General features: G+C 59.4%; 21 protein-coding genes, 1 pseudogene and 1 riboswitch. Of the genes and pseudogenes, 5 read left to right on the top strand and 17 right to left on the bottom strand.

The window, feature by feature from the left end:
* Positions 1 to 10: 10 nt before the first annotated feature.
* The 10 genes from P8A25_RS05345 to P8A25_RS05390 all read right to left on the bottom strand — a co-directional run bounded on the left by P8A25_RS05345 (position 11) and on the right by P8A25_RS05390 (position 9,825).
* A complete protein-coding gene (locus P8A25_RS05345) occupies positions 11 to 1,150 on the bottom strand; it encodes a glycosyltransferase (protein ID WP_215443575.1) in 1,140 nt (379 codons plus the stop codon).
* Positions 1,151 to 1,164: 14 nt separating this feature from the next.
* Complete coding sequence (locus P8A25_RS05350) at positions 1,165 to 2,370, bottom strand: glycosyltransferase (protein WP_215458373.1); 1,206 nt, start codon at positions 2,368 to 2,370, stop codon at positions 1,165 to 1,167.
* Entirely contained in the window at positions 2,355 to 3,503 is a 1,149-nt protein-coding gene (locus tag P8A25_RS05355) for a glycosyltransferase (RefSeq protein ID WP_022397306.1), read from the bottom strand. The genes P8A25_RS05350 and P8A25_RS05355 overlap by 16 nt, the downstream gene beginning before the upstream one ends.
* Positions 3,504 to 3,545: 42 nt before the next feature.
* Entirely contained in the window at positions 3,546 to 4,322 is a 777-nt protein-coding gene (locus P8A25_RS05360; protein WP_215443572.1) for a glycosyltransferase family 2 protein, read from the bottom strand.
* 54 nt (positions 4,323 to 4,376) lie between these two features.
* Positions 4,377 to 4,976, bottom strand: coding sequence for a tyrosine-protein phosphatase (locus tag P8A25_RS05365; RefSeq protein WP_404838789.1), 600 nt, complete (start codon positions 4,974 to 4,976; stop codon positions 4,377 to 4,379).
* A 72-nt stretch (positions 4,977 to 5,048) separates the two neighbouring features.
* Positions 5,049 to 7,418: a tyrosine-protein kinase gene (locus P8A25_RS05370; protein ID WP_022397303.1), complete on the bottom strand. Its 2,370-nt coding sequence runs from the start codon at positions 7,416 to 7,418 to the stop codon at positions 5,049 to 5,051.
* 71 nt (positions 7,419 to 7,489) lie between these two features.
* Positions 7,490 to 8,272 (bottom strand): polysaccharide biosynthesis/export family protein, encoded by a 783-nt coding sequence (locus P8A25_RS05375; protein WP_022397302.1) that lies wholly within the window; start codon positions 8,270 to 8,272, stop codon positions 7,490 to 7,492.
* A complete protein-coding gene (locus P8A25_RS05380; protein ID WP_022397301.1) occupies positions 8,269 to 8,961 on the bottom strand; it encodes a sugar transferase in 693 nt (230 codons plus the stop codon). Before P8A25_RS05380 ends, P8A25_RS05375 begins: the two co-directional genes overlap by 4 nt.
* A gap of 113 nt (positions 8,962 to 9,074) precedes the next feature.
* A complete protein-coding gene (locus P8A25_RS05385) occupies positions 9,075 to 9,518 on the bottom strand; it encodes a DciA family protein (RefSeq protein WP_102722070.1) in 444 nt (147 codons plus the stop codon).
* A gap of 73 nt (positions 9,519 to 9,591) precedes the next feature.
* Entirely contained in the window at positions 9,592 to 9,825 is a 234-nt protein-coding gene (locus P8A25_RS05390) for a ferredoxin (RefSeq protein WP_022398284.1), read from the bottom strand.
* 76 nt (positions 9,826 to 9,901) lie between these two features.
* On the opposite strand from P8A25_RS05390, the gene lnt reads away from it, so the two are divergent.
* Positions 9,902 to 11,851, top strand: coding sequence for an apolipoprotein N-acyltransferase (gene lnt / locus P8A25_RS05395; RefSeq protein ID WP_215443399.1), 1,950 nt, complete (start codon positions 9,902 to 9,904; stop codon positions 11,849 to 11,851).
* On the opposite strand, the gene P8A25_RS05400 is transcribed toward lnt, so the two are convergent.
* Positions 11,818 to 12,567, bottom strand: coding sequence for a phosphodiester glycosidase family protein (locus P8A25_RS05400; protein ID WP_022398286.1), 750 nt, complete (start codon positions 12,565 to 12,567; stop codon positions 11,818 to 11,820). The genes lnt and P8A25_RS05400 overlap by 34 nt on opposite strands.
* A gap of 9 nt (positions 12,568 to 12,576) precedes the next feature.
* On the bottom strand, positions 12,577 to 13,479 hold the full coding sequence (locus P8A25_RS05405; protein ID WP_022398287.1) for a nucleotidyltransferase family protein: 903 nt from the start codon (positions 13,477 to 13,479) through the stop codon (positions 12,577 to 12,579).
* A gap of 156 nt (positions 13,480 to 13,635) precedes the next feature.
* Here P8A25_RS05405 and P8A25_RS05410 point away from each other — a divergent pair, with 156 nt between their 5' ends.
* On the top strand, positions 13,636 to 14,952 hold the full coding sequence (locus P8A25_RS05410) for a bifunctional UDP-3-O-[3-hydroxymyristoyl] N-acetylglucosamine deacetylase/3-hydroxyacyl-ACP dehydratase (RefSeq protein WP_404838790.1): 1,317 nt from the start codon (positions 13,636 to 13,638) through the stop codon (positions 14,950 to 14,952).
* A 270-nt stretch (positions 14,953 to 15,222) separates the two neighbouring features.
* On the opposite strand, the gene P8A25_RS05415 is transcribed toward P8A25_RS05410, so the two are convergent.
* Positions 15,223 to 16,167: a PfkB family carbohydrate kinase gene (locus P8A25_RS05415; RefSeq protein WP_215443397.1), complete on the bottom strand. Its 945-nt coding sequence runs from the start codon at positions 16,165 to 16,167 to the stop codon at positions 15,223 to 15,225.
* A gap of 84 nt (positions 16,168 to 16,251) precedes the next feature.
* Positions 16,252 to 16,331, top strand: a riboswitch (Fluoride riboswitch).
* Between the two features lie 169 nt (positions 16,332 to 16,500).
* Between P8A25_RS05415 and crcB the strand changes: the two genes are divergently transcribed.
* Both crcB and P8A25_RS05425 read left to right on the top strand, forming a co-directional pair.
* A complete protein-coding gene (gene crcB / locus P8A25_RS05420; protein WP_102722093.1) occupies positions 16,501 to 16,869 on the top strand; it encodes a fluoride efflux transporter CrcB in 369 nt (122 codons plus the stop codon).
* A 33-nt stretch (positions 16,870 to 16,902) separates the two neighbouring features.
* Positions 16,903 to 17,088 (top strand): annotated as a pseudogene (locus P8A25_RS05425) (DUF190 domain-containing protein); the annotation flags it as partial.
* A 126-nt stretch (positions 17,089 to 17,214) separates the two neighbouring features.
* On the opposite strand, the gene P8A25_RS05430 reads toward P8A25_RS05425, so the two are convergent.
* From P8A25_RS05430 to P8A25_RS05445, 4 genes are all read right to left on the bottom strand, one after another.
* On the bottom strand, positions 17,215 to 18,375 hold the full coding sequence (locus P8A25_RS05430; protein WP_102730974.1) for an iron-containing alcohol dehydrogenase: 1,161 nt from the start codon (positions 18,373 to 18,375) through the stop codon (positions 17,215 to 17,217).
* 101 nt (positions 18,376 to 18,476) lie between these two features.
* The gene (locus P8A25_RS05435) at positions 18,477 to 19,772 is read right to left on the bottom strand and encodes a hypothetical protein (RefSeq protein WP_022398293.1); all 1,296 of its coding nucleotides are present in this window, start codon (positions 19,770 to 19,772) and stop codon (positions 18,477 to 18,479) included.
* 845 nt (positions 19,773 to 20,617) lie between these two features.
* The gene (locus P8A25_RS05440; protein ID WP_102726310.1) at positions 20,618 to 21,505 is read right to left on the bottom strand and encodes a tyrosine recombinase; all 888 of its coding nucleotides are present in this window, start codon (positions 21,503 to 21,505) and stop codon (positions 20,618 to 20,620) included.
* Between the two features lie 20 nt (positions 21,506 to 21,525).
* Entirely contained in the window at positions 21,526 to 22,620 is a 1,095-nt protein-coding gene (locus tag P8A25_RS05445; protein WP_102726311.1) for a DNA adenine methylase, read from the bottom strand.
* A 721-nt stretch (positions 22,621 to 23,341) separates the two neighbouring features.
* Between P8A25_RS05445 and P8A25_RS05450 the strand changes: the two genes are divergently transcribed.
* Positions 23,342 to 23,932, top strand: a complete 591-nt coding sequence (locus P8A25_RS05450) for a hypothetical protein (RefSeq protein WP_022398297.1) — start codon at positions 23,342 to 23,344, stop codon at positions 23,930 to 23,932.
* Positions 23,933 to 24,047 lie beyond the last annotated feature (115 nt).

The following is a 24,047-nucleotide window of genomic DNA, read 5'->3' on the forward strand; positions in this document are numbered from 1 at the left end:
AGGGTTCGGTTCATCTGGGCTTTTCCGCCAGCTTGGAGAGCAGGTTTTCCCACAGTCCGGCGATGCGGGATTTGCCGAATTTCCCGCTGCTCCGGAAGCAGGCCGCGGACATGGCTTCCCTCTTCCCTCCGTCCCTCATCAGGTCCAGGAGCCGGGCGGCGTACTGCTCCAGGTCAAAGGGAGGGACCAGGATTCCGGTCCGGTCCGGTTCAATGATGTCCCGCACGGCGGTAAAGGATTCAAAGGCCATCGGGATACAGCCGTGCTGCATGCCTTCAATCAGGACCATGCCGAAGCCCTCAAAGGTGGACGTCATGCACAGGATTCCGGCTTTGCGGTAGTATTCTTCCGGATGGTCCGTGGCTCCTTCAAAGGAATAGTTGGTGCAGCCGCATTCCTCCGCCAGCGCGGCCAGGTATTCCCGGTCCGGTCCGTCCCCCACGATGCGCAGGAACCAGCCGGGTTCCCGGCGGCAGACCATGCTCCATATCTTCAGCAGGCGGTCCACCCCCTTCACTGGATTGTCCAGCCTCCCCACGAACAGGACTTCCCTGGCCTTTCCGGAAGGGATGCTCCCGTTCTCAAAGGAATTCATGTTGGGGATGGCGGTGATTTTTTCCTTCCGGATTCCCGGCAGAAAGTCGTAAAAGTCCTGTTTGAAGGACTCTGACAGGACGACGAAGGCGTCCGCCTGCGAGATGCGGAGATAGAAATTCCTGCGCCACGTGACGTTGTAATACATCCTTTTCAGGAAAGGCGCGCGGAGGCGGCCGCGGATGTCCGAGTGGTGCATGTCGACAATGGCGGGAGTTTTCCCGGAAAAGGCTTCCAGAAGGCGCTTCCTGCCTGCCGGACCGGGGAACAGGGCTCCCGCCCCCAGCAGTTCCCCGTCATGAATGATGATATCCGGCTGCCGTTCCTCCAGGGCCTGCCTGAAAGCCGCCTGCCGCTCCTCCCTTATCCGGGAGGAAGGAGTGGGCAGGATTTTCTGAATCCCGGAAAAGGGCTCGTAGGGGGTGTTCCGGTACCAGCTCACGATGGCGCATTCATGCCCATGGGCCTGCAATTCATGAATCAGATTGCACATGGTGCGCTCCACCCCGCCGCAGGATGGATTGAGCGTGCCCATGAAACAAAAGAGAATCTTCATTGAAAGGTGGACGGTTAGTGCTGAAGCAGGGAGTTCCATTCCCGCACGACGTTCGCCGGGGAGAAAAGGGCGGCATGCTGCGGGCCTGCCTGCGCCATGGCGGAGCGGAGGGGGGCGTCCTGCATCAGGCGGAGGAGCTGGCGCGCGTATTCCTCCTCGTCAAAGGGGGGGGCCAGGATGCCGGTTTCACCGGGGATGACGAGGTCGCGCACGGCGGCGTAGCTGTTGAAGGCCATGGGAACGCAGCCGTGCTGCATGGCTTCCGGCAGAACCAGCCCGAAGCCCTCAAACGTGGAGGTCATGCAGAAGATGGAGGCCCTCCGGTAATAGGGGGCCGGGTTCCGGAAGCCTTCAAAGGAAACGTTGGAAAGTCGCAGGCGTTCCGCCAGTTCTTTCAGGGCGGCGGCGTCCGGGCCGTCTCCCACAATGTCCAGGTGCCAGTCCGGCAGGGATTTTCCGGCGCGCGCCCATATCCTCAGCAGTCTGTCCACGCCCTTGACGGAGTTGTCCAGCCTGCCGACGAAGAGGACGCGTTGTTCCTTTTCCTGCGGCAGGGGCGGCGCTTCAATCGGCGGGACGGGGTTGGGAATGGCCGCCAGTTTTTCCGCAGGCGTGCCGGGAGCCAGCAGCCGGAATTCCTCCATGCCGCCGCGGGAAAGAGTGACGATGCGGTCATAATTGGCCGCCAGTTCCCGGAACAGGCTTTTTTGCAGCCGCCGCGCCCGGAGCCGCTTCACGGGGAGCGCCAGTGCGTTGAACAGGAAGTCCCTGCATTTTCCGGAGAAGGAGGCGGCGCCCCGGCGCTTGTGGACAAGATGGTAATAACGCAGGGCGGAGTATTGGGAGCTGTGCTGCACGGCGACCAGCTTCACGGGAGCCTCCTCCATCTGGGTGCGCGTGCGGAAGATGCCCCAGCGGCCCGTGACGCCCCCCTCCGTCTGGTCAATAAGCACGTCCGTCTTTTCCTCCCGCAGCAGTTTCAGCAGGTAGTCCCTCTCTCCGCTGCGGGAAAGGCCGGAAGGAAGGAAGGCGAGGGGTACGGGCGCAAAGTACGTTTCCCCCAGCCTGTTTTTCTCACGGCAGAGCAGCAGAACCCTGTGTCCGGCGTCCCGCAGCATTTCAGCCAGGCCATGGGTGGCGCGCTCCATGCCGCCCTGCTTGCCCAGAGGCTCGTAAGGGAGATAGATGACGATGTTGCTCATGGTTATTCTTGCAGGCATTCCATCCAGAGGGGAATCACTTTTTCCGGTTGATAATTGGTTAATACCCTGGTGCTGGGCGGCACGTAGGGGCCGCTCATCAGCTCATCCAGCTCCCGGGCGAAGAGGCGCAGGCTGAAGGGCGGAATGAGCCGCCCCGTCTCCCGGTCCGGCAGCATATCTTCAGCAGCGTGGAAGCTGTTGAAGGCGATGGGGGTGCAGCCGTAGGAAAGGGCCTCGTTAATCACCATGGGCATGCCTTCGTGCGTGGAGGTGAGGCAGAGTATCCGGGCCTTCCGGTAGTAGGGCGCGGGGTCCTGCACTCCTTCAAAGTGGACGTTTTCCAGGTTCAGCCGTGCCGCCAGCCGTTCCAGGTTGCCGCGTTCCGGGCCGTCCCCTACCAGGTACAGGCGCCAGTCCGGATGCAGGGGCTGCACCCTTTTCCAGACCTTCAGCAGGCGGTCCGCCTTCTTGGGGGAATCCACCAGCCTCCCCACGTAAAGAACGGCTTTTTCCTTCCCGGAAATGCCGGGCTGCACGGGATCATAGGTCAGCAGGTTGGGGATGGCGTACAGGCGCGCCCTTTCCGGTGCGCCCGCCAGTTGAAGGGCGTCTTCCGTGTAGCGGGGGGAAAGGAACACCACCTTGTCCGAGCCGCGGAACATGTCCCTGTATTTCCTCCTCTTGTTGCTGACGGCCACATGCTTTTTGTACGGCAGGAGCGCCCGGCGCAGCAGCGTTTTCACGGTGTTGCCCCAGGTGCTGAAATCCTTCCGGAGCAGGGCGGAAAAGTAATCCAGCCCGGTATGGACGTCAAAGGAGATCCAGGAGACGATGGACGCCTGGACGGAAAGGCGCTCATGGCTGAAAAAGAAGGAGTCGTCCTGGTTGGCTCCGCAGTTGATGATGCAGTCCGTCTGCTGCCCGGCGCACAGGGTTTCCACGTACTCCCTGTTTTCCGCGCAGGAGAGCGTGCCTGTGCGGGGAAGGAGGAAATAAGGCGGTTCCGCAGGCAGTGAATCCGCGCCCCGGAGGGACAGGAAGGAAACCCGGTGGCCGTGCCGTGACAGGGCCTGCGCCAGAAGATACGCCGCCCGTTCCGTTCCGCCCGCATGGGGCAGGATGGGATGGTCAAAATAGAAGAGCAGGTTCATGGCGGCGGAACGGGAAGGCAAATGGGACAGTGAAAGGGGATATTACCGGGTTTGGAAAAAGTAGCGGACGGGATTGCCCGTGGTGCCCGCCTTGGACAGCAGCCGGGTGACGCCGTAGTGCCACGGGCACGGAAGGCTGTTTTTCCTGAAGGCCTGCCTGTTCTGGCGCGTATTGCGCAGGATGGCCCGCAATCCCGCCGTGCTGGAACCGCCGGTGCGCATGAAAACCATGTTGCGGTCGATATAGGCTGTGGAGATGCGGTTCTTTTCAATAAAGCGGAGCATCAGCTCAAAATCCGCCGCGCTGCCGATGGAGGGGTCAAAGCCGCCATAGCGGGTGAAGCAGTCCTTTTTGCAGTAGAACGTGGGGTGCGCCGGGCACCATCCGCGCTGGAAGGAGCCGGGCTTGTAGTCCGTTCCGCGCCATGTCCGGACGACTTTCCGGGCCGCATTGATGTAATGCAGGTTGCCGTGAACGGCGTCCGTCCCGTGCTGCGCGAAGGCTCCGGCAATGGTTTCCAGAACGCCGTTGTCCTGGTAATAGTCGTCCGCGTTCAGAAAGCCGACGACGTCTCCGGAACTCATGCGGACACCCTTGTTCATGGCGTCGTAAATGCCGTTGTCCGGTTCGGAAATCCATTTCAGCCGCCCGTGGAAGCGCCCTTCAACGTCCTGAAGCATTTCCAGGGTGCCGTCCGTGCTGCCGCCGTCCACGACCAGGTATTCATAGCCGGTCCAGGACTGCGCCAGCACGCTTTCCAGGGTGTCCTGGAGAGTGGCGGCGCTGTTGCGGCAAACGGTGATGACGGTGATTTTCATGGCGGCGGATGCAGGGAAAAAGCGGGCGTCCCGCCCTTCCCGGCGGAGAAGGGGTTACAGGCGGAGTTTGGTGAGCATGTTGGCATTGTGGGCGTCTGTTCCCCACCACAGGTACAGGTTTTCCTTCTGGGATTTCCGGGCGGCCGCCTGGCAGGATTTCCCGTAAAGCCCGAACAGGGAGCCTATGTTCCCCTGGAAGCTGATTCCCTGTGAGGCCAGGGCAGCCAGTTCCTCCGGAGGCATGATCTTCCCGTAGCGTTCCGGATGGGCCAGGACGGGAACGAAGCCTTTCTCCTGGACCAGTTGGAGCCTGTCCCTCCAGGCGCTGGGAAGGCGGAACTGGGGAAGCTCCACGAGCAGGTGGCTGCCGTCGTGGCTGAGCGGCTCTTCCTCCTCAAGCGCCTGTTCAAAATGGTGGTCCAGCATGTATTCCGCCGCCAGGCGCAGGTCGAAATCCCGGTCCGGCAGTGCATCCAGAAGCTGCTGGAAGCGGGCCTTCAGGCGGGCGGGCGTGTTGGAGGGATAGCGGCTGCTGATGTGGGGGGTGCAATAGGCTCCCCTGAATCCTTTTTCTTTCAATCGGGAAATGATTTCCAGACTGTCCCGGAGGATGTGCGCTCCGTCGTCCACGCCCCACAGCAAATGGCAGTGCATATCCATTCCGTCCGGACAGAGCGCAGCGGTTTTAAGCCTGGGTTGAAAGAGGGAGGAAAACAAGGCCGGGAATCAGGAGGGGTTGTTCTTGGAGGTGTTGCCGTAGTGGTAGCCGTAGCCGTAATAGCTGTAGCTGCTGGATTTGAAATCCACGGCGTTGATGACGAAGCCCATGTTGGGAAGCTGGCCGGATTCCGCAAGCTGCTGGACGGTGGCGATGTGCCGCTTGTCTATCCTGTTGCTGCGGATGACGTACAGGGAAATATCCGCGTGGCTGGCGAGGATGGCCGTGTCTGCCAGGATGCCGTATGGCGGGGAGTCAATGATGACGGCGTCATAGCGTTCCTTGAAGAGGCGGATGAGCTCCTCCATTTCCGGCAGGGAAAGGAGGGTGACCGGGTTGGGAACCTGGGGCCCGGCGTACAGGATGTCCACTCCGGGATGTTCCGGCAGGGTGCGGATGACGGAGAACGGGTCTTCCACCTTGCGGAGAAGGATGGTGCTCAGCCCCTTGCGGCCCTTGCCGTCAAGCTGCTTGGACAGGGAGGCCTTGCGCAGGTCCCCGTCAATGACCAGGACGCGCTTGCCGATGTTGGCAAAGGACATGGCGAGGTTGGCGGAGATGAACGTTTTCCCTTCCCCCTGCATGGTGGAGGTGAGGAGGATGACGTGCCCCTGGTTCCGGGTGACGGGGAGCATGGAGTCCGCATTGTGGCACAGGATCTGGAAATACTCAGAAATGACGGAGTGTTCATCCGTGAACATGCGGGCCACCTGCCGCTGCTCCTTCTTGGTCATGGCCGGAAGCTCCGCGACCACGGGAAGGTGCGTGACGGCGTTCAGGTCCTTCCTGTTCTTTATCTTGTTGTTGAGCAGGGCCAGCCCCAGGAAGCCGAGGATGCAGACGATGGCGCCCCCCGCCGCCGCGGTCAGCACGGATTTTCTGGTGTTGGGGGAGATGGGGTAATCCGTGCCGTGGGCGGATTCCAGCACGCGCGCGGAGGATTCCGTCAGGGCCAGCGTCAGGTCGTTTTCCAGCTCCTTGCTTAAAAGCGTCAGGTAAAGTTCCTCCTTCACCCGGTGTTCACGGTCCAGGGGGGTCAGCTCCCGGGCCTTTCCGGAGGTGGCCGTCAGCCGCTTGGCGATGTCCTGCCTCTTCCTGGTGAGTTCCTGGAGTTTCAGCTCCAGATTGTTGCGGAGATTGTCCAGGGACCTGGACGCCGCGCTGCGGGTGGCGTCCATCCTCTTCGTGAGGGTGACGACAATGGGGTTCTGCCCCCCGGCGCTTCCGGCGACCTTCTGGTATTCCAGGTAGGCGGCGTTGTAGGCTTCAATCTGCCGGGAAACCCCGGAATCCGCAATGCCGGTATCCAGGGAAATGAGACCCGCTTTGTGGCCCAGGGCGTCCAGGTTTTCCTTCAGGCCGTCCGCCAGCTTCATCTGCGTCTGGAGCTCAAAGATGGAATTGTCCAGGGTTTGGGCCGCGTTGAAGTCTGCGGAGATGGACGCTTCCGTGTCTGCGATGATGTCGTTTTTGATTTTGATATCATCCATTTTCTGGTCCACTTCCTTCAGGTCCGCGCCGATCTGGCCGCGCTGCCGCCGGATGAAATCCTTCGTCTTCACCGCCTTCGTGCGGCGTTCCTCCGTGGAGTGGTCATTGTAAACCGCGATCAGCTTGTTCAGCGTGTCCGCGGCCTTGTCCGGATTGGTGGAGGTCAGCGTCATTTGCAGGATGCTGGATTCCTTGGCGTCCGGACGCGTGACCGTAAAATTGGCAAGGAGCTGGTCCGCAGCGGCGTTCACGGGAATGCGGCGCACGGTGATGGTGGTCCCGGAAACGGTTTCCGGCATGTTGGAGGTGGGGTAAACCGTGACGGTGGCGAAGGGGAGGGAAATGGGGGCGTGGAGCTTCCCTTTCTCCTGGATGGGGTTGCCGGCGGCGTCATGGTACGTCAGCGTCACGGCGTTTTCCGGCTCCAGCGTAACGTCAAAGGTGCAGAAGCGGTTCTCCGCGATGTCGTCAAACGTCACGGTGATGGGGCTGTCCTTGTACAGGTCTATTTGGCGCAGGTCCTGCTGCTTCCAGTAGGAGACGTTCAGCGTCAGGTCCTCCACCGTGTTCCGCATCACTGTGCTTGAGCGGAGGATGAAGCTTTCATTGGCCAGGTTGGCGGCTCCGGAATCCATGCCCAGTTCCACCTTGATGCGGTCCGAGGAGGAGGAATCCTTGTTGGATTCCCGCATGATGACGCTGGCCGTTTTTTCAAAAATGTAATTCTGCTTGCCGGTCACGTAATAGGCTCCGGCGCCTCCGAGAAGGGCGAAGAGCAAAATCCAGTACCAGCGTCTCAGAAGGATGCTGGTGATGACATCCAGTGACAGGGAAGATTCCGGTTCCTCGGCGGGAGGGGCTGCGGGGGGAGCAGGAGTATCTGGCATAAAAAGGAATCAATCAAAGAAGGCTCCGCCTTTCCGGAGGACGGAAAGGCGGGAAATGGGGGGATGTGCGCTTACAGGGCGCACAGGGCAACGATGCCGATAATCAGGCCGAGGCCGGAAGCCGTCCAGCCGATGTATTGGACGGTATCGCTGCGGGTGTTGATCTTGCGTTCGGCAGGCGTCACGTAAATGGTGTCGTTCTGCTGAATGTAATAATAGGGGGACTGGAAGAGGTCCTTGCTGCGGAGGTCCACGGTGGCGATCTGGCGGCGTCCGTTGGTTTCACGGATCAGGGTGATGTCCCGGTTGCCGTCGATGTTCAGGTCTCCGGCGCGGCTGAGGGCTTCCAGAATCGTCAGGCGCTGGCCGTCCACGTTGTAGGTGCCCGGGGAGGCCACTTCACCCAGGACGGAGAACTTGAAGTTGGTGATCTGGACGTTGACGGAGGCGTCGCTGATGTAGTCCCTGTTCCGCAGGGTGGCGGCAATTTCATCCCCCAGCCGGGAGCAGGTCTTGCCGGCCGCCTTGATCTTTCCGATGACCGGCAGGACGATGTAGCCGTTGGCGTCCACCAGGTAACCCTTCCGTGAGCTGGTGCCCTGGCTGCTGGACCCTATTTCGGAGACGGCAAACGGAGCGGCCAGTTCAGGCTGCTTGCTGCTGACGGTGATGGATAACTGGTCGTCCTTCTGGATGACGGTCTGGTAATTCCCCTTGATCTTTTCATTGGTCTGTCCGGAGACGTCCTGGATATACAGGACTTCCTTGGGGCTGACGCAGGAGGGCAGGAGAGAGGAAGCGGCCAGCGCTGCGGAGCAGAGGGCGGCTTTGCTGATTAGGTTGTTGATGTTCATTGGTTGGAGAGAGGTTGGATGGAGGTATTCAGAATGATCTTCTGGGAAGGGGGGGAGGAGGGCAGGGAAAGGTCGTTATGAACGAGGGTCTGCCCCAGCTTGCTCTGGAACGCCTCGTTGCACTGCTGGATTCCTTCACGGATGACGACCGTGCGGGCCGTCTGGAAAAGGAGGGAGAGATCCATTCTCAGATTGACGTTCTGGACGTAGATCAGGTCATAGCAAAGGCGGCGGCAGAAGGGGATGCCGTTGCGGCCATGGATCTGGGCCATGCCGGTGATGCCGGGACGCACGGAGCAGCGCTTCCGGCAGTAGTTGGGCGGGAATCCCGCCATCTGGGTGGGGATCCAGGGACGGGGGCCCACAAAAGCCATGTCACCCTTCAGGATGTTGATGAGCTGGGGAAGTTCGTCCAGGGAGGAGCTGCGGAGGAAGCGCCCCAGCGGGAACAGCCTCTGCTCATCGGGCAGGAGCTGCCCGTTTTCATCCTTCCGGTCGTTCATCGTTTTGAATTTGATGATCTTGAACAGTCTTCCCCTGTACCCTACGCGCGTTTGAAGAAAAAACGGGGATTTCCCTGTAGAAAGTACAAGAAGTACCGAAACGGTCAGCAGCAGCGGAATGAGGATGATGAGAGCTATTCCGGCAAGGAGGCTTCCAAGAAACGGTTTGCAGATATGTATGTACATAAGCGGCGCGGCAGAATTACCGGATTGCAAATCCCTGAAACGTATTCCAATACCTGTTAGTGCGGTGAAAATCAGGTGATTGGCAGCAAGAGAAAGCCTTGCTTCACGCGGAATTACCCTATCCGGATGCGGATGGAATGAACGGCATCCTTGCCGAACTGGTCCTTCAATTTTCCCAGCAGGGCGCCCTGCCACTGCTGGAGGTGGTAGCGCATGGCCGGCTGAAGCACCTGGATGGTGGCAACTCCCTTGACGATGGAAAGCAGGTTGGATTGCTGGCCCAGGAATGGCCCCGCGGCTTTCAGCCAGCCTTCCCGGAGCAGCTCGGGGTCCATGCCTTCTCCATCCAGGGGGAGCTTGGACAGGATGTCTCCCAGCAGGGACTCCGCCGTATGGAGATTCCGTGTTTCACTGGTGGAGGGAGGTACCTGGAACCAGTCCGCCAGCGCCTGCCTCACCTCCTGTTCGTCACGGGAAAGGTATTCATACCGGGGCGGGGAGGCGTTGGGGTCCGGACGGTCCCTGTCCGGCATGTAGGGAGACCAGGGAGAAGCCATGAGTGGAAAATAAAAGCCCGGAGTGTTGGATGTCAACAGCCCCGGGCGGTTAAAAAATAATATGGAGAATATATTATTCGCCGTCGTCGCCGATAGCTTCCACGGGGCAGCCTTCCATGGCTTCCACGCAGGCTTCCTGTTCGGTTTCGTTGTCCGGCTGCTTCTTGACGTAGGAGACGCCTTCGTCGTCATCCCGTCCAAAGTTTTCCGGAGCCGTTTCGCGGCAAAGGTCGCAATCAATGCAGGAGCTGTCCACGTAAAACTTGCCGGGGACGTTTAGAGGTGTTTTTTCGTCGATGTCTGCCATTATGTATATGGGTTGTATGAACTGCGCCCACTATTTCCGCATTTGAGCAAATTTTGCAATCTTTTTTGTTGCAGGAATGAGTCAGCATGAGGAACAATGCCGCCATTCCCGTTCCTGGAATAAAAGGCTTTTTACGATGAATCCCGTTTCCCCTCCCACTCCCCGTCTCCTGCCCGTCTGGGCGGGCCTGCTGCTGGCTGCGTTTTCCGGCGTTCTGATGGCCTGCGCCTTCATTCCCGTGGACTGGGGAGGCTGTGTCTGGATAGGTTTTCTGCCGTTGCTGACGGCGCTGTGGTACGGCCGCCGCCGGGAGGGAAAAAAGGGAATCCTGGCGTATGCCCTGTACGGCTGGATGTTCGGCGTGGTGTTTTACGGCATCTCCTTCTGGTGGGTCAATGAAGTCAGCACGCTGGGCTATATTCCCCTGATGATATTTTACGGCGGCCTGTTTCCCGGCATCTGGGCGCTGGTCATGGGCGTGTTTTTCCGTCCGGACGCCCGGCCGCTGCCCGGGGCGCGGCAGACGGTGAAGGAACGCAGGGCGGCGTGGAAATCCTGGGCGGTGGGGGACATGCTGCCCAGCGCCTCCGCCGCGCTGGGGGGGGCGGCCCTGTGGGTGTGCCTGGAATGGGTGAGGGGCTGGCTCATACCGGGCTTCGGCTGGAACAACCTGGGCGTGGCCCTTTACGGAAATCCGCTGGCCCAGTGGGCGGAATATGCGGGGGTAACGGCCCTGGCCTTCCTCCCTGCCGTCTTTTCCGTCTGGCTCTGGCGCGTCTGCCGCCGGGCCGGAACCATGGTGGTCCATGAAGGCAGGCGCACCGTTCCGTGGGACTTTTTCACGCTGGTGGCGGTTCTCTTAATCATGTTCGTCACCGGCGTGCTCTGGACGGCGCGCTACTCCCCGCAATCCGCCGCAGCCACGGGGAACGGCAAATTCACCGTTCCCGTCATGACCGTGCAGCTTAACCTGAGCCAGAAGGAGAAATGGGACGCAGCCAACCGGGGCGCCATTTACCGGGCTCTGCTGGACACGACGGAGCAGGGGATGCTGGACCTCCAGAACAGCGCCCTGGAACAGGCCGCCAAAAACGGGACGGAAGCCTCCCTGGACATGCCGGCCTGGGTAATCTGGCCGGAGAGTTCCTTCCCCATTTCCACGTTTTACCGCGATTCCACGGGGGAACGCTTTCCGAACCAGGACAACGTCAACTTCCTGAGCGTGGAGGAGGACTACGTCCAGGCCCTCCGGAACGGGATATGCAATTTCATCCTGCTGACGGGCACGGATGACATTTACCTGTCCGATGAAGGCCGCGTGGCGCGGGCCTACAACTGCCTCACCGTCTTTGAAGGGGACTACTCCACGGCCAGGCCGCACGCCAAGGCCATGCTGGTCCCCTTCGGCGAATACATCCCCATGCGGGAAACTTTCCCGTTCCTGGAAAAGGCCTTTGAAGCCTCCGCCGGAACGGCAATGGGGATGAACTACACGCCGGGCGCCTCCTCCAGCCCCGTGCCCGTGCCCATGCGCCCGGGGAGCTCCGCCACGGTAGGAGTCATTCCGCTGGTTTGCTTTGAGGACGTAGTGGGAAGCTGGGTGCGCCGCTTCGCGCGGCAGGAACCCCAGCTGATGGTGAACGTCACCAATGACGGGTGGTTCAACCGCTCCTGCGCCAATGAACAGCATTGGCGCAACGCGGCGTTCCGGTGCATTGAACTGCGCCGCTCCATGGTCCGGGCCGCCAACACCGGCGTCAGCGTGGCACTGGCGCCCAACGGCGCGGTTATCGCGGATTTGAGGGATTCCTCCGGTTCCCCGTTCACCAGGGGGGTAATGACCGCCACGCTGCCCGTGGGCTGTACGGAAATGACCCTGTACGCCCTGCTGGGTGACTGGGCCGTTCTGGCCTGCTTCCTGCTGTTTGCGGCTTTGCTGCTGCGCAGGGCAGGCGCGGGAAAACGCGATGGCGCACCTGTAAAGGACGGCGTTTACCGGCGCGCAGCGGGCGCCACGCCCAGATAATTCCTGACCTGCTTGAACGCGGGATAGGAAATGCCGGACTCATGGCACCAGAAGGCGGAGGATGAGCCTCCGTCCAGGTTCAGGGCCGTCTTTACCCGGAAATTCCCCAGTGCGCCGGGGGTCGCCAGCCACTCCGCCAGTTCCCTCAGGGTGACGGAGGAGGATACGCCGATGCACCACCGCTTGCCTCCGTCCGTGGCGATGAAGGTGCGGTAGGTGGATTTCCGGGCGTTGAGCCCCTTGACGGCTGTGCCGTTCTCCACCAGGAAAGGCCCCCCCTGAATGGCCGCCTGCATGGCGGGCAGTTTTTTCATGCGCTTCAGCGCGGAGCTGCGGATGAGGAACAAGCCGTTCTTTCCGTTGTCATACACTACTCCGGACACGGCGAAGGAGCCCGTGGCCAGCGGGGAGAGGCGCTTGCCGTCCTGAACGACGAGGCCCAGGGGAGTTCCCTCCGCATCCGCGCCGAAGAATCCGCCGTTGACGCCTGCCGAACAGGGGCTCTTGCGCATGGCCTTGTCCAGGGAGCCGTACCGGGGCGCCCGGACGCTCCCCTCATCCCGCACCAGAAGGCGGTGCGTGTCAGACTGGAAAAAATAGACGTTCAGCTTGTCCCGCATGGACAGGAAGCCGTCTTTTCTGGTGAACACGCGGTGCTCCGCCTGGACGGAGCCGCAGAAAAATAAAAGGAGAAGGAGAAAACGCAGAAAAGGCATGATTGACAGTCAAAGGGATAGATGAAAAATCCTCCGTTCCGCACAGGTGCCTGCGGGCACGCGGGCGCCGGGCCAGACGACGCACTCCCTGAGGCGGCAGCCTTCCTCCACGACGGCGCGGGGGCCGATTACGCTGGCAGCGTCCACGGAGGCTCCGGAAGACACTTCCGCCCCGGGATGGATGCGCGGAGCAGGGGAGGGAAAGTCCAGATGGGCCTGGATATAGGCCTCCGGCGTGCCCATGTCCATCCACAGGCCATCGTCCGCCAGCACGCCGCGCAGGCGCCCCTGCCGGATGTAATCCAGAAACACGGGGATGATGGAAACGATCTCGCGGGGAGGGATGCGGCCGAACACCTCCGGCTCCATGCAATAGGCTCCGGTAAACTGGCAGGCGCCCGGATCGCGCCCCAGGGCGTGCCGCATGTCCGTCACCTGGCCGGAGGAAAAATCAAAACCAACGTTCCTCTTGTCCCCGGAGGTCCGCAGGGCCAGCGTCACGGCGGGGCGGTGCCTGACATGGTCCTCCATCACCCGGCGCAGGTCGAAGGTGGCTGCCATGTCCCCGTTGATCACCAGCAGGGGTTCTTCCGCGGAGGCCAGGGGCTCGATCTTCTTCACCCCGCCTCCGGAATCCAGCAGCACGGGTTCATGGCTGAAATGGACGGGGCAGCCGTTCCAGGAGCGTTCCGGGAACGCCTGGTCCCAGGCTTCCGCCAGATGGTGGGTATTGATGATGAACTCCCGGATGCCGCAGTCGTAGCAGCGGCGCATGGAATGCAGCACGAGAGGCTCATGGAAAAAGGGAATCAGCGGCTTGGGCAGCACGTGGGTAAGGGGCCGCAGGCGGGTGCCCAGCCCGGCGCCGAGGATGAATGCGCGGGAAATGCCGGGACCTGCTGTGATGTGCATGCAACATGACTAACGGGAGAAAGGCGTTTTTTCAAGCGCCCTTTCTCCGCTCCCTCTCCGGATGACACGCCGGAATGCCCTCCTTTCCCTGAATTTACAGGAAAATCCGTGATTTCGTGCTTTCCAAACGGGAGCTCATTCACTAGCATTCCCCGCATGGCATGTGGAAACCAAAGAACTGTCGGCTCTCCGGCCTCTCTGGCCGGTACCTCTTTGCATACGGGACAGCCCGTTACCCTGACCCTGAAGCCGGCCCCCGCCGACTTCGGCATTAAATTCCGCCGGGTGGATATTCCGGACCAGCCCTTCATCAACGCGGACGTGGAGAAGGTGCAGACCGTGGAGCGCGCCACCAGCCTGGCGGAAGGCTCCGTCAAGGTACACACCGTGGAACACATTCTTTCCGCCCTCACGGGCATGGGCATTGACAACGCCGTCATTGAAATGGACGCCAACGAACCGCCCATCGGGGACGGTTCCTCCGCTCCCTACGTGGAACTGATCAAGAGCGCCGGCATTGTGGAACAGGAAGTGCCGCGGCGCTATCTGGAAGTGCGCGAGGCCGTCACCATTGAAACCAAGGGCGGTTCCATCCTGACCATTCTTCCCTCCAAGCAATTCCGCGTCTCCGTCACCTGCGTGGGACCGGAAAACCGCATCACCCAGTACTTTGACGCGGTCATCACGCCGGAAACGTATGAAAAGGAACTGGCCCCGGCCCGCACCTTCACGTTCTACGAGGACATCAAGCCCCTGCTGGAAAAGGGCCTCATCAAGGGCGGCAGCCTGGAAAACGCCGTGGTCATCCGCGGGGAGGAGCTCATGAGCAAGGAGCCCATGCGCTTCATCAATGAATTCGCCCGCCACAAGGCCATGGACCTCATCGGCGACCTCAGCCTGTGCGGCAAGCCCATCCTGGGCCACGTGATCGCCATCAAGCCGGGCCACGGCCCGAACACCGAGCTGACCGCCAAGCTGAAGAAGGAACACCGCCGCAACCAGCAGATGGCGCCCAATCCCGTCAACGTGCCGTACGGAGACGCCGTGCTGGACATCAATGAAGTGATGAGCCTCCTGCCGCACCGCTATCCCTTCCTGATGGTGGACCGCATCATCGGCTTTGAAGGGGAAACCAAGTGCCGCGGCCTGAAGAACCTGACGATGAACGAACTCTTCTTCCAGGGCCACTTCCCGGGCCATCCGGTCATGCCGGGCGTCCTGCAGCTGGAAGCCATGGCCCAGGTCGCCTCCATCGTCATGCTGCGCCAGCCCGGCAACGCCACCAAGCTCGGCTACTTCATGAGCGCGGACAAGATCAAATTCCGCCGTCCCGTAGTTCCCGGCGATACGCTCATCATTGAGGCGGAGCTGACCAAGATGCGCGGCAACATCGGCCAGGCCCTCGGCCGCTGCCTGGTGAACGGCCAGGTGGTATCGGAAGCCGAACTCAAAGTCGGCCTCCAGGACATCTGAACCGGCTGATACCGGCCCCTGTCTTTATGGAACCCCCGGCCCGTGCTCCTCACGCCGGGGTTTTCCATGTCCTGCATCCCGCTTGGCCGCTTTTCTCCTGGTCTCTCTTGGAAATAAGGGCCTCCCGGCCCTTATGAAAAAGGCTGCTACGCGCGTGCAACAGGGAAAGCAGAAAAGCCAGAACTGGCTTCACTACGGAGACCGGAACCAAACCCCGGCAATTTGACGAATCATGAGGGGAAGGAGCCCCTCATTCCCAGGTCTGCCGCATCAGCAAGACACGCCGGGCAGACGGCACATCTCCGCATACTCTTCAAGGCGCCGGCGGAAGGTTTCCTCCGTCATGGAAAGGAGGGCGTCCGCGGAAAAGGACTCGCAGGTGAAGGAGGCCGCCACCGTGCCGTACACAATCCCCCTCTTCACTTCCTCAAAGGATGGAAGGCCGGGGGGCAGGGTGGCCAGGTAGCCGGCCAGCGCCCCCAGGAACGTATCTCCCGCCCCGGTGGGGTCCACCAATGTTTTCAGGGGATAGGCGGGACAGCGGAAAATTTGCAGATTGCCTGCGGAATCCCGCCCCAGAAGCGTGGCGCCGTATTCCCCCTGTTTCACCACGGCATATGCTGCGCCCTTGGAAAGCAGGAATTCCCCGGCTTCCAGCACGGTGGACGCCTGGGCGTACTCCTTCGCCTCGTCCTCGTTCATCATGGTGATATGGGAACGGCTGATCACGGCGTCCAGCAATTCCGGCTGGCGGCGCAGCCACTTGTCCATGGAATCGGAAAGCACCAGTGCCGCGTCCGGGCACTGTTCCATGCACTTGAGCTGCTGGGCCGGAACCATGCAGCAGCACACCAGGACGGGATGGTTACGCAAGGACTCCGGAACGTGCACGTTCCATTCCAGCATCACGGCATCATTGGCGCAGACGGTCCTGCGCTTGTTCATGTTGTCAAAATATTCCCCGGTCCAGGAAAAGGAAGGACCCTTCTTGCGTTCCACGCCGTCCATGCACAGCCCCTTGGCCACAAGGGCTTCTTCATAATGGGAGGGGAAATCCTCTCCGATGATGCTGACGGCGTCCACCCGGTCCGCAAAAAGCAGGGCGGCCACCGCCGCAAAGGACACCGAGCCGCCCAGAACTCCCTCCGCCCGGTTGCGGGGAGTGAGGATGGTGTCTATTCCAATGGTTCCGGTGACAAGGAGGGGCTGGGACATGGAAAAAAGGAAATACGTATTCAAACGCCGGGATCAAGAATAAAAGGCTGGAGATATGGAAAAAACGGGTTATTTTACCTGTACGCGCTTAAAGGAAATGAGGCTCTTCCCTGGGAACGCACCCTAAACCGCCTGCACGGCAGGCTGATGGCTTCTGTATCACACCGGATGCAGAAGCTTTGTATTCGGTGAAGGACATCCCCATACGAACATGAACGCCTTTACACCAATTTCCTCCGCCTTCTGCCGCCTTTCCCGGCAGCATCCGGCAACGGCATCCCTGGAATCTCGCCCGGAGTCTTATTCCCGTTCAACCGGAGAAAAGCCGCTATGATGAAAATGCTGCTGATGGTCGGGCTGGGAAGCTTTGCGGGCGGCGTGCTGCGCTTCCTGCTGACTCGTTTTGTCCAAATCAACTCCATGAGTTCCTTTCCATGGGGAACGACGGCGGTCAACTTGCTGGGATGCCTGGTCCTTGGCGTTCTCTACGGGCTGTTCAGCCGGGGTCTGCTGCTGCATACGGAAACGCGGCTTTTTCTTACCGTAGGCCTGTGCGGCGGCTTCACCACCTTTTCCACGCTGATGAATGAATCCTTCCTCCTGTTGAAGGAGGGGAACTTTCCCGCCTTCTTTCTTTACACCCTCCTCAGCTTTGCCGGAGGGCTCATTGCCATTGGCCTGGGATACCTGGCCGCCAGATAAGAGACAATCATGAACACTCCGGAAGAAAACCTCATGCTGCGCATCTACGTCAGCAGCACCGACACCGTCAGACACGTACCCGTCCACGAGGCCGTAGCCTACGCCACCCGCCGCTACGGCATGGAGGGCTGCACCGTGTACAAGGGACTGATGGGGGCCGGGCGGCATACGCGCCTGATGAGCCCCACATTCTGGGAAATTGTCGAGAAGGTGCCCGTCATCATTGAAATCGTAGACACCTCAGAACGCATTGAAACGTTCCTGGGCAAAATCTCCTGTTGGCTGGACAGGCTGCCTGGTGTGCACACAGCCTGTCCGCGTTTATCCTGTTGGCGGTACCCGCTCCTAGGAATAGGACTTTTCCAGGATGCTGACGACGTCCGCCGGAGTGAACTTGCAGCGGTCCAGCTCAAACAGGTTGCCCATGGTGGAAAAGGCCGTTCTGGCGTATTCGTCAAACAAATCCGGGGTAATGCCGAACTCGGACATCTTCAGTTTGTCCACGCCGCAGGCCTCCTTCAGCTTGTTCAGGCCGTTCAGGAAGCCGTCCACGGAAGCTTCCTGCCCCATGGCGGCGGCTACCCTGGCGTAACGTTCCGGGCAGGCGGTGGCATAGGCTTCATGATAGGCCCAGGAAATCATGATCAGGCCCGCGCCGTGCGGGAGAGCGGGATGGAACGCGCTGAGGGCGTGTTCAATGGAGTGTTCCGACGTACAGCAGGAAATGGTCTCCACAAAGCCGGAATAGGTATTGGCCAGGGCGACGTAGGCGCGCGCTTCCAGATCGTCCCCGTTGCTCACGGCGCGGGGAAGGTATTTGGCGATGTATTCAATGGCCTGTAGCGCGAACATGTCCCCCATGGGAGAGGCAATCGTGGCCATGTACCCCTCCACGGCGTGGAACAGGGCGTCAAAGCCCTGGTAGGCCGTCAATTTGGGCGGTACGGAAAGCATCAGCTCCGGATCCACGATGGACATGGTGGGGAAGGTGCCCTTGAAGCCGAAGCCGATCTTCTCCTGCGTATCCTCCTTCGTGATGACGGTCCACGGATCCGCTTCCGTTCCGGTCCCTGCCGTGGTGGTAATGCAAACGATGGGAAGGGGCTTGTTGGGAATGGGAAGCCCCTTGCCGGAACCGCCCTGGATGTAATCCCAGTAGGTTCCCGGATTGGCAGCCATCACGGCGATGCTCTTGGCGGAATCCATGCTGCTGCCTCCGCCCAGGCCGACGACGAAATCACAGCCTGTCTCCCTGGCAAGCGCGGCGGCCTCCATCACGTGCTCCACCACGGGGTTGGGCTGCACCTTGTCGAAAACGACGCTCTCCACTCCCTGGTTCTTCAACAAAGCCTGCACCCGGTCCAGATACCCGAGCCGCCTGACGGACGTGCCGCCGATGACAATCAGGGCCTTGGCGCCGGGCAGGGGAGCGGAACCAAGATTGTCCAAAGAACCCGCGCCAAAGAAAATTTGCGCGGGCATGAAAAATTGAAATGGCTGATACATGGCCCTACTGTATAAAACAGCGGCTCCGGACGTCAAGGATGCTCTGTGCATTCCATCAACTCCGGAGCCGCCGTGCAGGCAACAGCCTTTACTGAAAAGCGTTATGCGTCTTCAAAAAAATCGTCGCTCCGGGTGGGGTCCGGCTTGGGCGGCTTCGGCACATCCGTGCCGATGGCTCCGGGATCGTCCATTTCACGGCTGGTCGTGATCGTGGTGGGCGGCGTCTTCCTTCTGGGAGGCCGCACCGCGGGACGAGGGGAGGCTGAAGAGGAGGAGGAAGAACCGTCCGCCATGGTTTCATCTTCCGAGGAAGCGATCATGCTCTTCATGCTCTGGACCAGCTTGTCCCGGAGGGTGCGGATACCTTGTTCCCGGCGCACCGGGTCTACCGTCGTCCGGATCAGCGTCATCATGTTCCGCGTGGCGTTCGCCTGGTCGCCCAGGTCAAAGCAATCCAGTTCGCAGCGCCAGCGCAGGCGGTCCAGGACGGAGGAATCCTGTTCGTCAAACTCGTCTTCGGACGCATTGGCAATGCGTCCCTGCATGCCGGACTTCTTGCCGGTGGAAATGGCATGGCTTACCTTGCCGAGAGCCACTTCCATGGAAATTCTCTTGCCCCATGCCTGCCGGAGGGCCGGAAGATTGCGTGTCTTCCGGTATCCCGTGAAGAAAAGCTTGTCGAAAATCTCGTCCCGGTTTTTCATGGAATCCGGAAAGGCCTTGGAAGACATGCTGCCGATGCCCAGGGCCTCCCCGACCTCCGTATTCAAAACGGATTGTTCCGCAATGCGGGCGCCGGCTTTCCCGGCTCCACCTCCATTGTTATTTTTGGAAGAAGTGGAAGAGGGATCGACAAAATCAGGGTCGGAGCAAGCGGCTAGGTAGGCGTTCAGCAAATCCATGGCCGGCTTCTGAAACTCCGTAACGTCCAGAGTCTCCTCCTCCGTTCCGCCGGTGGAGCTTGACGTGGCGTTCATCAGGTTTTCCTTGAGGCGGGCCTTGAGGACGAGCACGCCCCACTGGTATTGAAGCATCAATCCCTTACGGGCATTCTTGTCCTGGTATTTCTTGGCCTCGCGGTCCATCCAGTCCTTCAGGGAATTGGAGGCAATCTTGGCGCTCTTGCCCTGGCTCTTGTCCTTCTCCTTTTCCGCTTCCATCAGGAACTTTTTGGACTGGATCAGCAGGTCGTACGCGGCGCTGGGATCCCTGCCGGCGGAATTCAGCTTGCTGATGGCGGCATTGATCACCTTGGTTTCCGCAGACCTGTTCAGGGCGAGCAGGTTATCCAAATCCTTGATCACCTTCTTCTTGGCATCGTTATCCATGTGCTGCGCATAACAGAGGGAGCCCAGGCTGAGGCCTCCGATCACGCAAAGAGAGACGAAAGTATTCATGCTTTTTTTATTATGACGGATGAATGACGGTCTGGCAAGAGAGAAGCGAGGGGAAGGGGTATCCGGATGAACTTTTAAGGAGGGAAAAGGAATTTTCCCGTTTCTGCCGCGTTATAATAGGTTAGTCAGTGAAAGACTTTTTATTTTTATGGAGAATACTTCAAAGCAGGAGAGGACGGCTAGACGGGGTTTTCAGCGACGGATGGGGATGGAAGAAAGGTTGGCAATACTGAAAACCCCTTTGAATGGAGAAATTTAATCAGGACGGGAGGCTCTGGTTCCCAGAAGTGAAGCCCACTGGAAAATACAGGGTGCATGGAATGTTCCCATGTTTTTGACAGGAAGCAGTCCCCCTGGAGAACGGAGGTTTGGTTCGTGCCTCTTTCAGGCTTCAAGCCTTCCGCTTTCCGTCCAACTGCAAAGCGGTTTCCCGGCCTTCGTACAGACGCGTGGACGGACAGCAGGAAGCGACGTATGAAAATCCCAGCAATGCTCTTATTGCCGGAAGAGAGCAGCTATCGGGAAATGGGGAGGAAAGTGAAAAAGCAATCTGGAGCGTTGCAGGCTTCTGAATCAATACTCGGCTAAAAGCCGTACTCTTTATTCATTCTATAACTCTTCGCAAACGCTCAGTCCAATATTTGTCCAGTTGCCGCAAACCCCTTCTGGCTGACGGGGGAGTGTAAAAACTCGAAGAAGAAGGAAAAACGGGCGGAGATTCACCCTGATTTAATACTTCGCATAATATATGTAATGCAAAATATGGAACTAGTGAAATAAACGCACTGGACTTTGACTTTAAAAGATATATGCCCGCAGAAGGCACATGGATGAGAATAGCTTTATTATCCCCTGGGATGGAAGCGGTGATGAATGGCATTCAGCCGCTGCTGTTCCAGATGCGTATAAATCTGGGTGGTGGAAATATCGGCATGCCCCAGCATTTCCTGAATGATGCGGAGGTCGGCGCCGTTCTCCAGCAGATGCGTGGCGAAGGAATGCCGGAGGATATGCGGGAAGACATGCTGTTCTATTCCCGCGGCCCTGGCGCGTTCCCGGAGAATCTGGCGTACCCGTTCCCTGGTCAGCGGCCGTCCGCGCACCGTCAGGAAAATATGGCTTTTCGTCCCCGGCTTGACCAGCCTGGGCCTCCCTTTCTCCAGATACGTCCTCAACGCCTCCAAGGCGGACCTACCCACAGGCACCAGCCGCGTTTTCTCTCCCTTCCCCAGCACGCGGACAAAGGCATCATTCATATCCAAACTCTCTAATTTGCAACTGATTACCTCACTTACGCGCATGCCGCAGGCGTAAATCATCTCCAGCAGGGCCCTGTCTCTACAGCCGAGAGGAATATCCTGAACGTCAACACTTTCAAGCAGTGTTGAAACGGTTTGCTGATCCAGCACATGGGGGAGCGACAGCCCCTGCCGGGGCATTTCCAGAAAGGCGGAGGGGTCTTTTTCCAGCATCCCCATCCCGGCCAGCCAGCGGAAAAAGATGCGCAAATGCACCATTTCCACCCGCATGGAGCTGCGGGCCATGCCGCGGGCCTGCAAATGCCGGAGGAACTCCGTAAGCGTGCCGATGTCCACACGGGAAAGATCAGCGTCTTCCGTACCCAGAAACCGGGCGAATTCCTCCAGCGTCTGCCTCACGGAAAGCTGGTAGGCGGCGCTCAAGCCTTTCTCTGCGGCCAGAAAACGGATGAAGCGTTCCAGATGGGCTTTCATGGTGTTACCTCCCCTGCCCGTTAAAACCGTTCCACCAGGAACAGGAACTCTGTCACGTTCTGCGGGCGGTTCCTCAAATTCCGGCTGCCGCGGAATGTGGCGTATGGCGTTTCCAGCGTGACGATATGTCCCAGACGGCCAAGGAAATTCGTCATTTCCTCATAACTGATGAAGCCCTCCGAACTGTACGAAAGGAGAATGAACTTGGCCGGGCAGTCCTCCAGCAGCCGGAACAGGGCCGCTGGGGCATGCTGCCGGCTGTTGTACGTGGAGCGTTTCCAATCCGCGGGAATGCCGGAAACACGGCTGGTTTCCGCCGGCTTCTCATAGGAGGACAGCAGGTTCAGCATGAAATAGTTGGAACCGTACGGATGCTGATTGTAGGGAGGGTCCAGGTACACCACATCCATCTCCGGCAATTCCGCGGCCAGTTCATTGGCGTCACGGCAGTGGATGGAAAACCGGCAGTTAAACCGGGAAAACACGGGGAACGGCAGTAAAATATCCCCCAGGATGCGGGAAAGAGCGTTGCCGGCCGTTCCGCCGAACTTGCCGACGCCGTGCCTGTCCTTGTAAAATCCCTTGAACACGCCGGATGTGTTCGTATGCACGGAAGCCTCCGCCAGAAGGGGGGCGATGAAATAGGGCCTTACCTCTTCCGGAAGCAAATCGATGGTCTGCCGGGCCGTATCCAGGTACACGGCGTTGCGGCGCGTATAAAAAACGCGGTCTTCCGGCGTGATGCTGTCCGGATTTTTGGGCGCGTACAACTCCGTGATGAACCCCGGGGACTCATGCGTCTCCATATACCGCAGCAGACGCCGGTAATGCCTCTCCAGCTCCAGATTCTCCACTTCCTCCGGATTGCTCAGGTAGCAGGTGTTGACGATGCGGCTATACTCTTCCAGATCATTGACAATCAACTCTTCCGAATGCTTTTTCAGGAAACGGGCTACAATGCCGCTGCCGGAAAACAGGTCCCCGGCCTTCAGCCTGTCCTTCCCCAGGCGGCTTTTCACCTGTTCCAGCCCCATCCCCAGGAAGTGCAGCAGGGAACGCTTGTTGCCCAGATACGTCACAATCTGTTCCGTCAGGTATCTGGGATCTTCCTCCATCTGCGGCGCTGGGAGGGATGATGGCTCGTTCCGGGTCATATACAGGTCTCAACCAGCATACGGCACTCCGGCCTTTCCGTCAAGTTGTGCCGGATACGGAAATGGAAGATATGCCCTTGGAATAAGGAAGAAACCCACACCTGCTGAAAGAGACGGGAGGGAAATATATGGAAGGGAAATACATTTTGAAAATTTCCCTGAATAGTGAGGGTGCATTTCACGCACGTCTCATGAATAGAAAATAAAATCATGAATAATTCATCTATGGATCAATTCTGCTCAGAGCTGGTAGCTAAGTCCGAATCCAAGCGGTTTCCGTCCGCGTTGCGGGAATTGGGGGAACACGTGGAAACATTTTTGCAGGAGGAAGAAGGTACATGCATTTGCGGGCACGCTATTAGAGAGCACTATATCATTCAAAACGAGATCAATAGTAAAAAATTGATCGCTGGGAATTACTGTGTGAAAAAATTCATGCACATCGGCACCTCAAAACACTTTGATGCCATGGATACGATTGGATCAGGAAGCCTGACCGTACCTCGCAGGAGGTTTTTCAAATGCTTAGCCGCAAATTTGATGGACTTCCTTCGTAAAAAAAGAAGAAGGTCGCCCGCTTCCTTTCCGGAACCTCTATGTAGCGTCCCTCCCCTGCTCCATGCGGACATGCCGGAAGAAAGGCCTTTCCAAAACAGCCGTGCATGTTATAGTGCCAACAATCATGAAAAGGCATCTTCTACCCTGCTCCCTGCTCTGCATGCTCCTGGCGGCAACAACGGCCCTGGGCGGTCCCGGAGACACATTTTACGAAGCCAACCTTTCCCTGACGCGCGCCGCGCGCCTGGAGAAGGAAGGCGATTACAAGGCTGCCCTGGAAAGCGGCAAAAAAGCCGCGGAGCTGCTTCAGTCCCTGAAAAGTTCAACTCCGGAATGGAATCCGGAGTGGGTGGCCGGGAAGCTGGACGCCGCCGCGCAGTTGCAGCAGCGTGTGGAGCCTCTGGCCCAAAAGGCCGGGGAGAGCAAGAAGGCGGATTATTCCCTGAAACCCGGAGAACGGAGGGACTTTACCCTGCAACGCGCCTACAAGGCCCATGAACAGCAAAAACTGATTGTCGGCGCCGTTCCTGCTCCCGCCCCCGTTCACGGTGCGGAACCCGGGAAATCTGCCGCTCCCGCAGCTTCCGGCCGCACGGAAATCCGCGTTGTCACGCCAGCCGCGGCCAGACCGACGGTTGTTTCCAGAAGATCCGCGCCTTCTCGCGGCCTGCCTCCCCGCACGGACCGGGACGGAAGGTTCCGCATCGGGAGCTGATATGAACAAAAGCGGAAGCTTCCGGAACAGTTCCGGTTTTGCTTTTCGCCTTTTCCTTTCAACCATAAAAAAGAGCCGCTTCCCCATTCATCGGGAAAGCGGCTCTGTGAATTTT

It is taken from the genome of Akkermansia sp. BCRC 18949 (assembly GCF_045011645.1).
Taxonomy (GTDB): domain Bacteria; phylum Verrucomicrobiota; class Verrucomicrobiia; order Verrucomicrobiales; family Akkermansiaceae; genus Akkermansia; species Akkermansia massiliensis.

What these genes read in the sequence shown, in the direction of transcription:
- P8A25_RS05345 (WP_215443575.1), bottom strand. Translation starts at nt 1,150, where the DNA reads ATGAAGATTCTCTTTTGTTTCATGGGCACGCTCAATCCATCCTGCGGC.
- P8A25_RS05350 (WP_215458373.1), bottom strand. Translation starts at nt 2,370, where the DNA reads ATGCCTGCAAGAATAACCATGAGCAACATCGTCATCTATCTCCCTTAC.
- P8A25_RS05355 (WP_022397306.1), bottom strand. Translation starts at nt 3,503, where the DNA reads ATGAACCTGCTCTTCTATTTTGACCATCCCATCCTGCCCCATGCGGGC.
- P8A25_RS05360 (WP_215443572.1), bottom strand. Translation starts at nt 4,322, where the DNA reads ATGAAAATCACCGTCATCACCGTTTGCCGCAACAGCGCCGCCACTCTC.
- P8A25_RS05365 (WP_404838789.1), bottom strand. Translation starts at nt 4,976, where the DNA reads ATGCACTGCCATTTGCTGTGGGGCGTGGACGACGGAGCGCACATCCTC.
- P8A25_RS05370 (WP_022397303.1), bottom strand. Translation starts at nt 7,418, where the DNA reads ATGCCAGATACTCCTGCTCCCCCCGCAGCCCCTCCCGCCGAGGAACCG.
- P8A25_RS05375 (WP_022397302.1), bottom strand. Translation starts at nt 8,272, where the DNA reads ATGAACATCAACAACCTAATCAGCAAAGCCGCCCTCTGCTCCGCAGCG.
- P8A25_RS05380 (WP_022397301.1), bottom strand. Translation starts at nt 8,961, where the DNA reads ATGTACATACATATCTGCAAACCGTTTCTTGGAAGCCTCCTTGCCGGA.
- P8A25_RS05385 (WP_102722070.1), bottom strand. Translation starts at nt 9,518, where the DNA reads ATGGCTTCTCCCTGGTCTCCCTACATGCCGGACAGGGACCGTCCGGAC.
- P8A25_RS05390 (WP_022398284.1), bottom strand. Translation starts at nt 9,825, where the DNA reads ATGGCAGACATCGACGAAAAAACACCTCTAAACGTCCCCGGCAAGTTT.
- lnt (WP_215443399.1), top strand. Translation starts at nt 9,902, where the DNA reads ATGAGTCAGCATGAGGAACAATGCCGCCATTCCCGTTCCTGGAATAAA.
- P8A25_RS05400 (WP_022398286.1), bottom strand. Translation starts at nt 12,567, where the DNA reads ATGCCTTTTCTGCGTTTTCTCCTTCTCCTTTTATTTTTCTGCGGCTCC.
- P8A25_RS05405 (WP_022398287.1), bottom strand. Translation starts at nt 13,479, where the DNA reads ATGCACATCACAGCAGGTCCCGGCATTTCCCGCGCATTCATCCTCGGC.
- P8A25_RS05410 (WP_404838790.1), top strand. Translation starts at nt 13,636, where the DNA reads ATGGCATGTGGAAACCAAAGAACTGTCGGCTCTCCGGCCTCTCTGGCC.
- P8A25_RS05415 (WP_215443397.1), bottom strand. Translation starts at nt 16,167, where the DNA reads ATGTCCCAGCCCCTCCTTGTCACCGGAACCATTGGAATAGACACCATC.
- crcB (WP_102722093.1), top strand. Translation starts at nt 16,501, where the DNA reads ATGAAAATGCTGCTGATGGTCGGGCTGGGAAGCTTTGCGGGCGGCGTG.
- P8A25_RS05430 (WP_102730974.1), bottom strand. Translation starts at nt 18,375, where the DNA reads ATGTATCAGCCATTTCAATTTTTCATGCCCGCGCAAATTTTCTTTGGC.
- P8A25_RS05435 (WP_022398293.1), bottom strand. Translation starts at nt 19,772, where the DNA reads ATGAATACTTTCGTCTCTCTTTGCGTGATCGGAGGCCTCAGCCTGGGC.
- P8A25_RS05440 (WP_102726310.1), bottom strand. Translation starts at nt 21,505, where the DNA reads ATGAAAGCCCATCTGGAACGCTTCATCCGTTTTCTGGCCGCAGAGAAA.
- P8A25_RS05445 (WP_102726311.1), bottom strand. Translation starts at nt 22,620, where the DNA reads ATGGAGGAAGATCCCAGATACCTGACGGAACAGATTGTGACGTATCTG.
- P8A25_RS05450 (WP_022398297.1), top strand. Translation starts at nt 23,342, where the DNA reads ATGAAAAGGCATCTTCTACCCTGCTCCCTGCTCTGCATGCTCCTGGCG.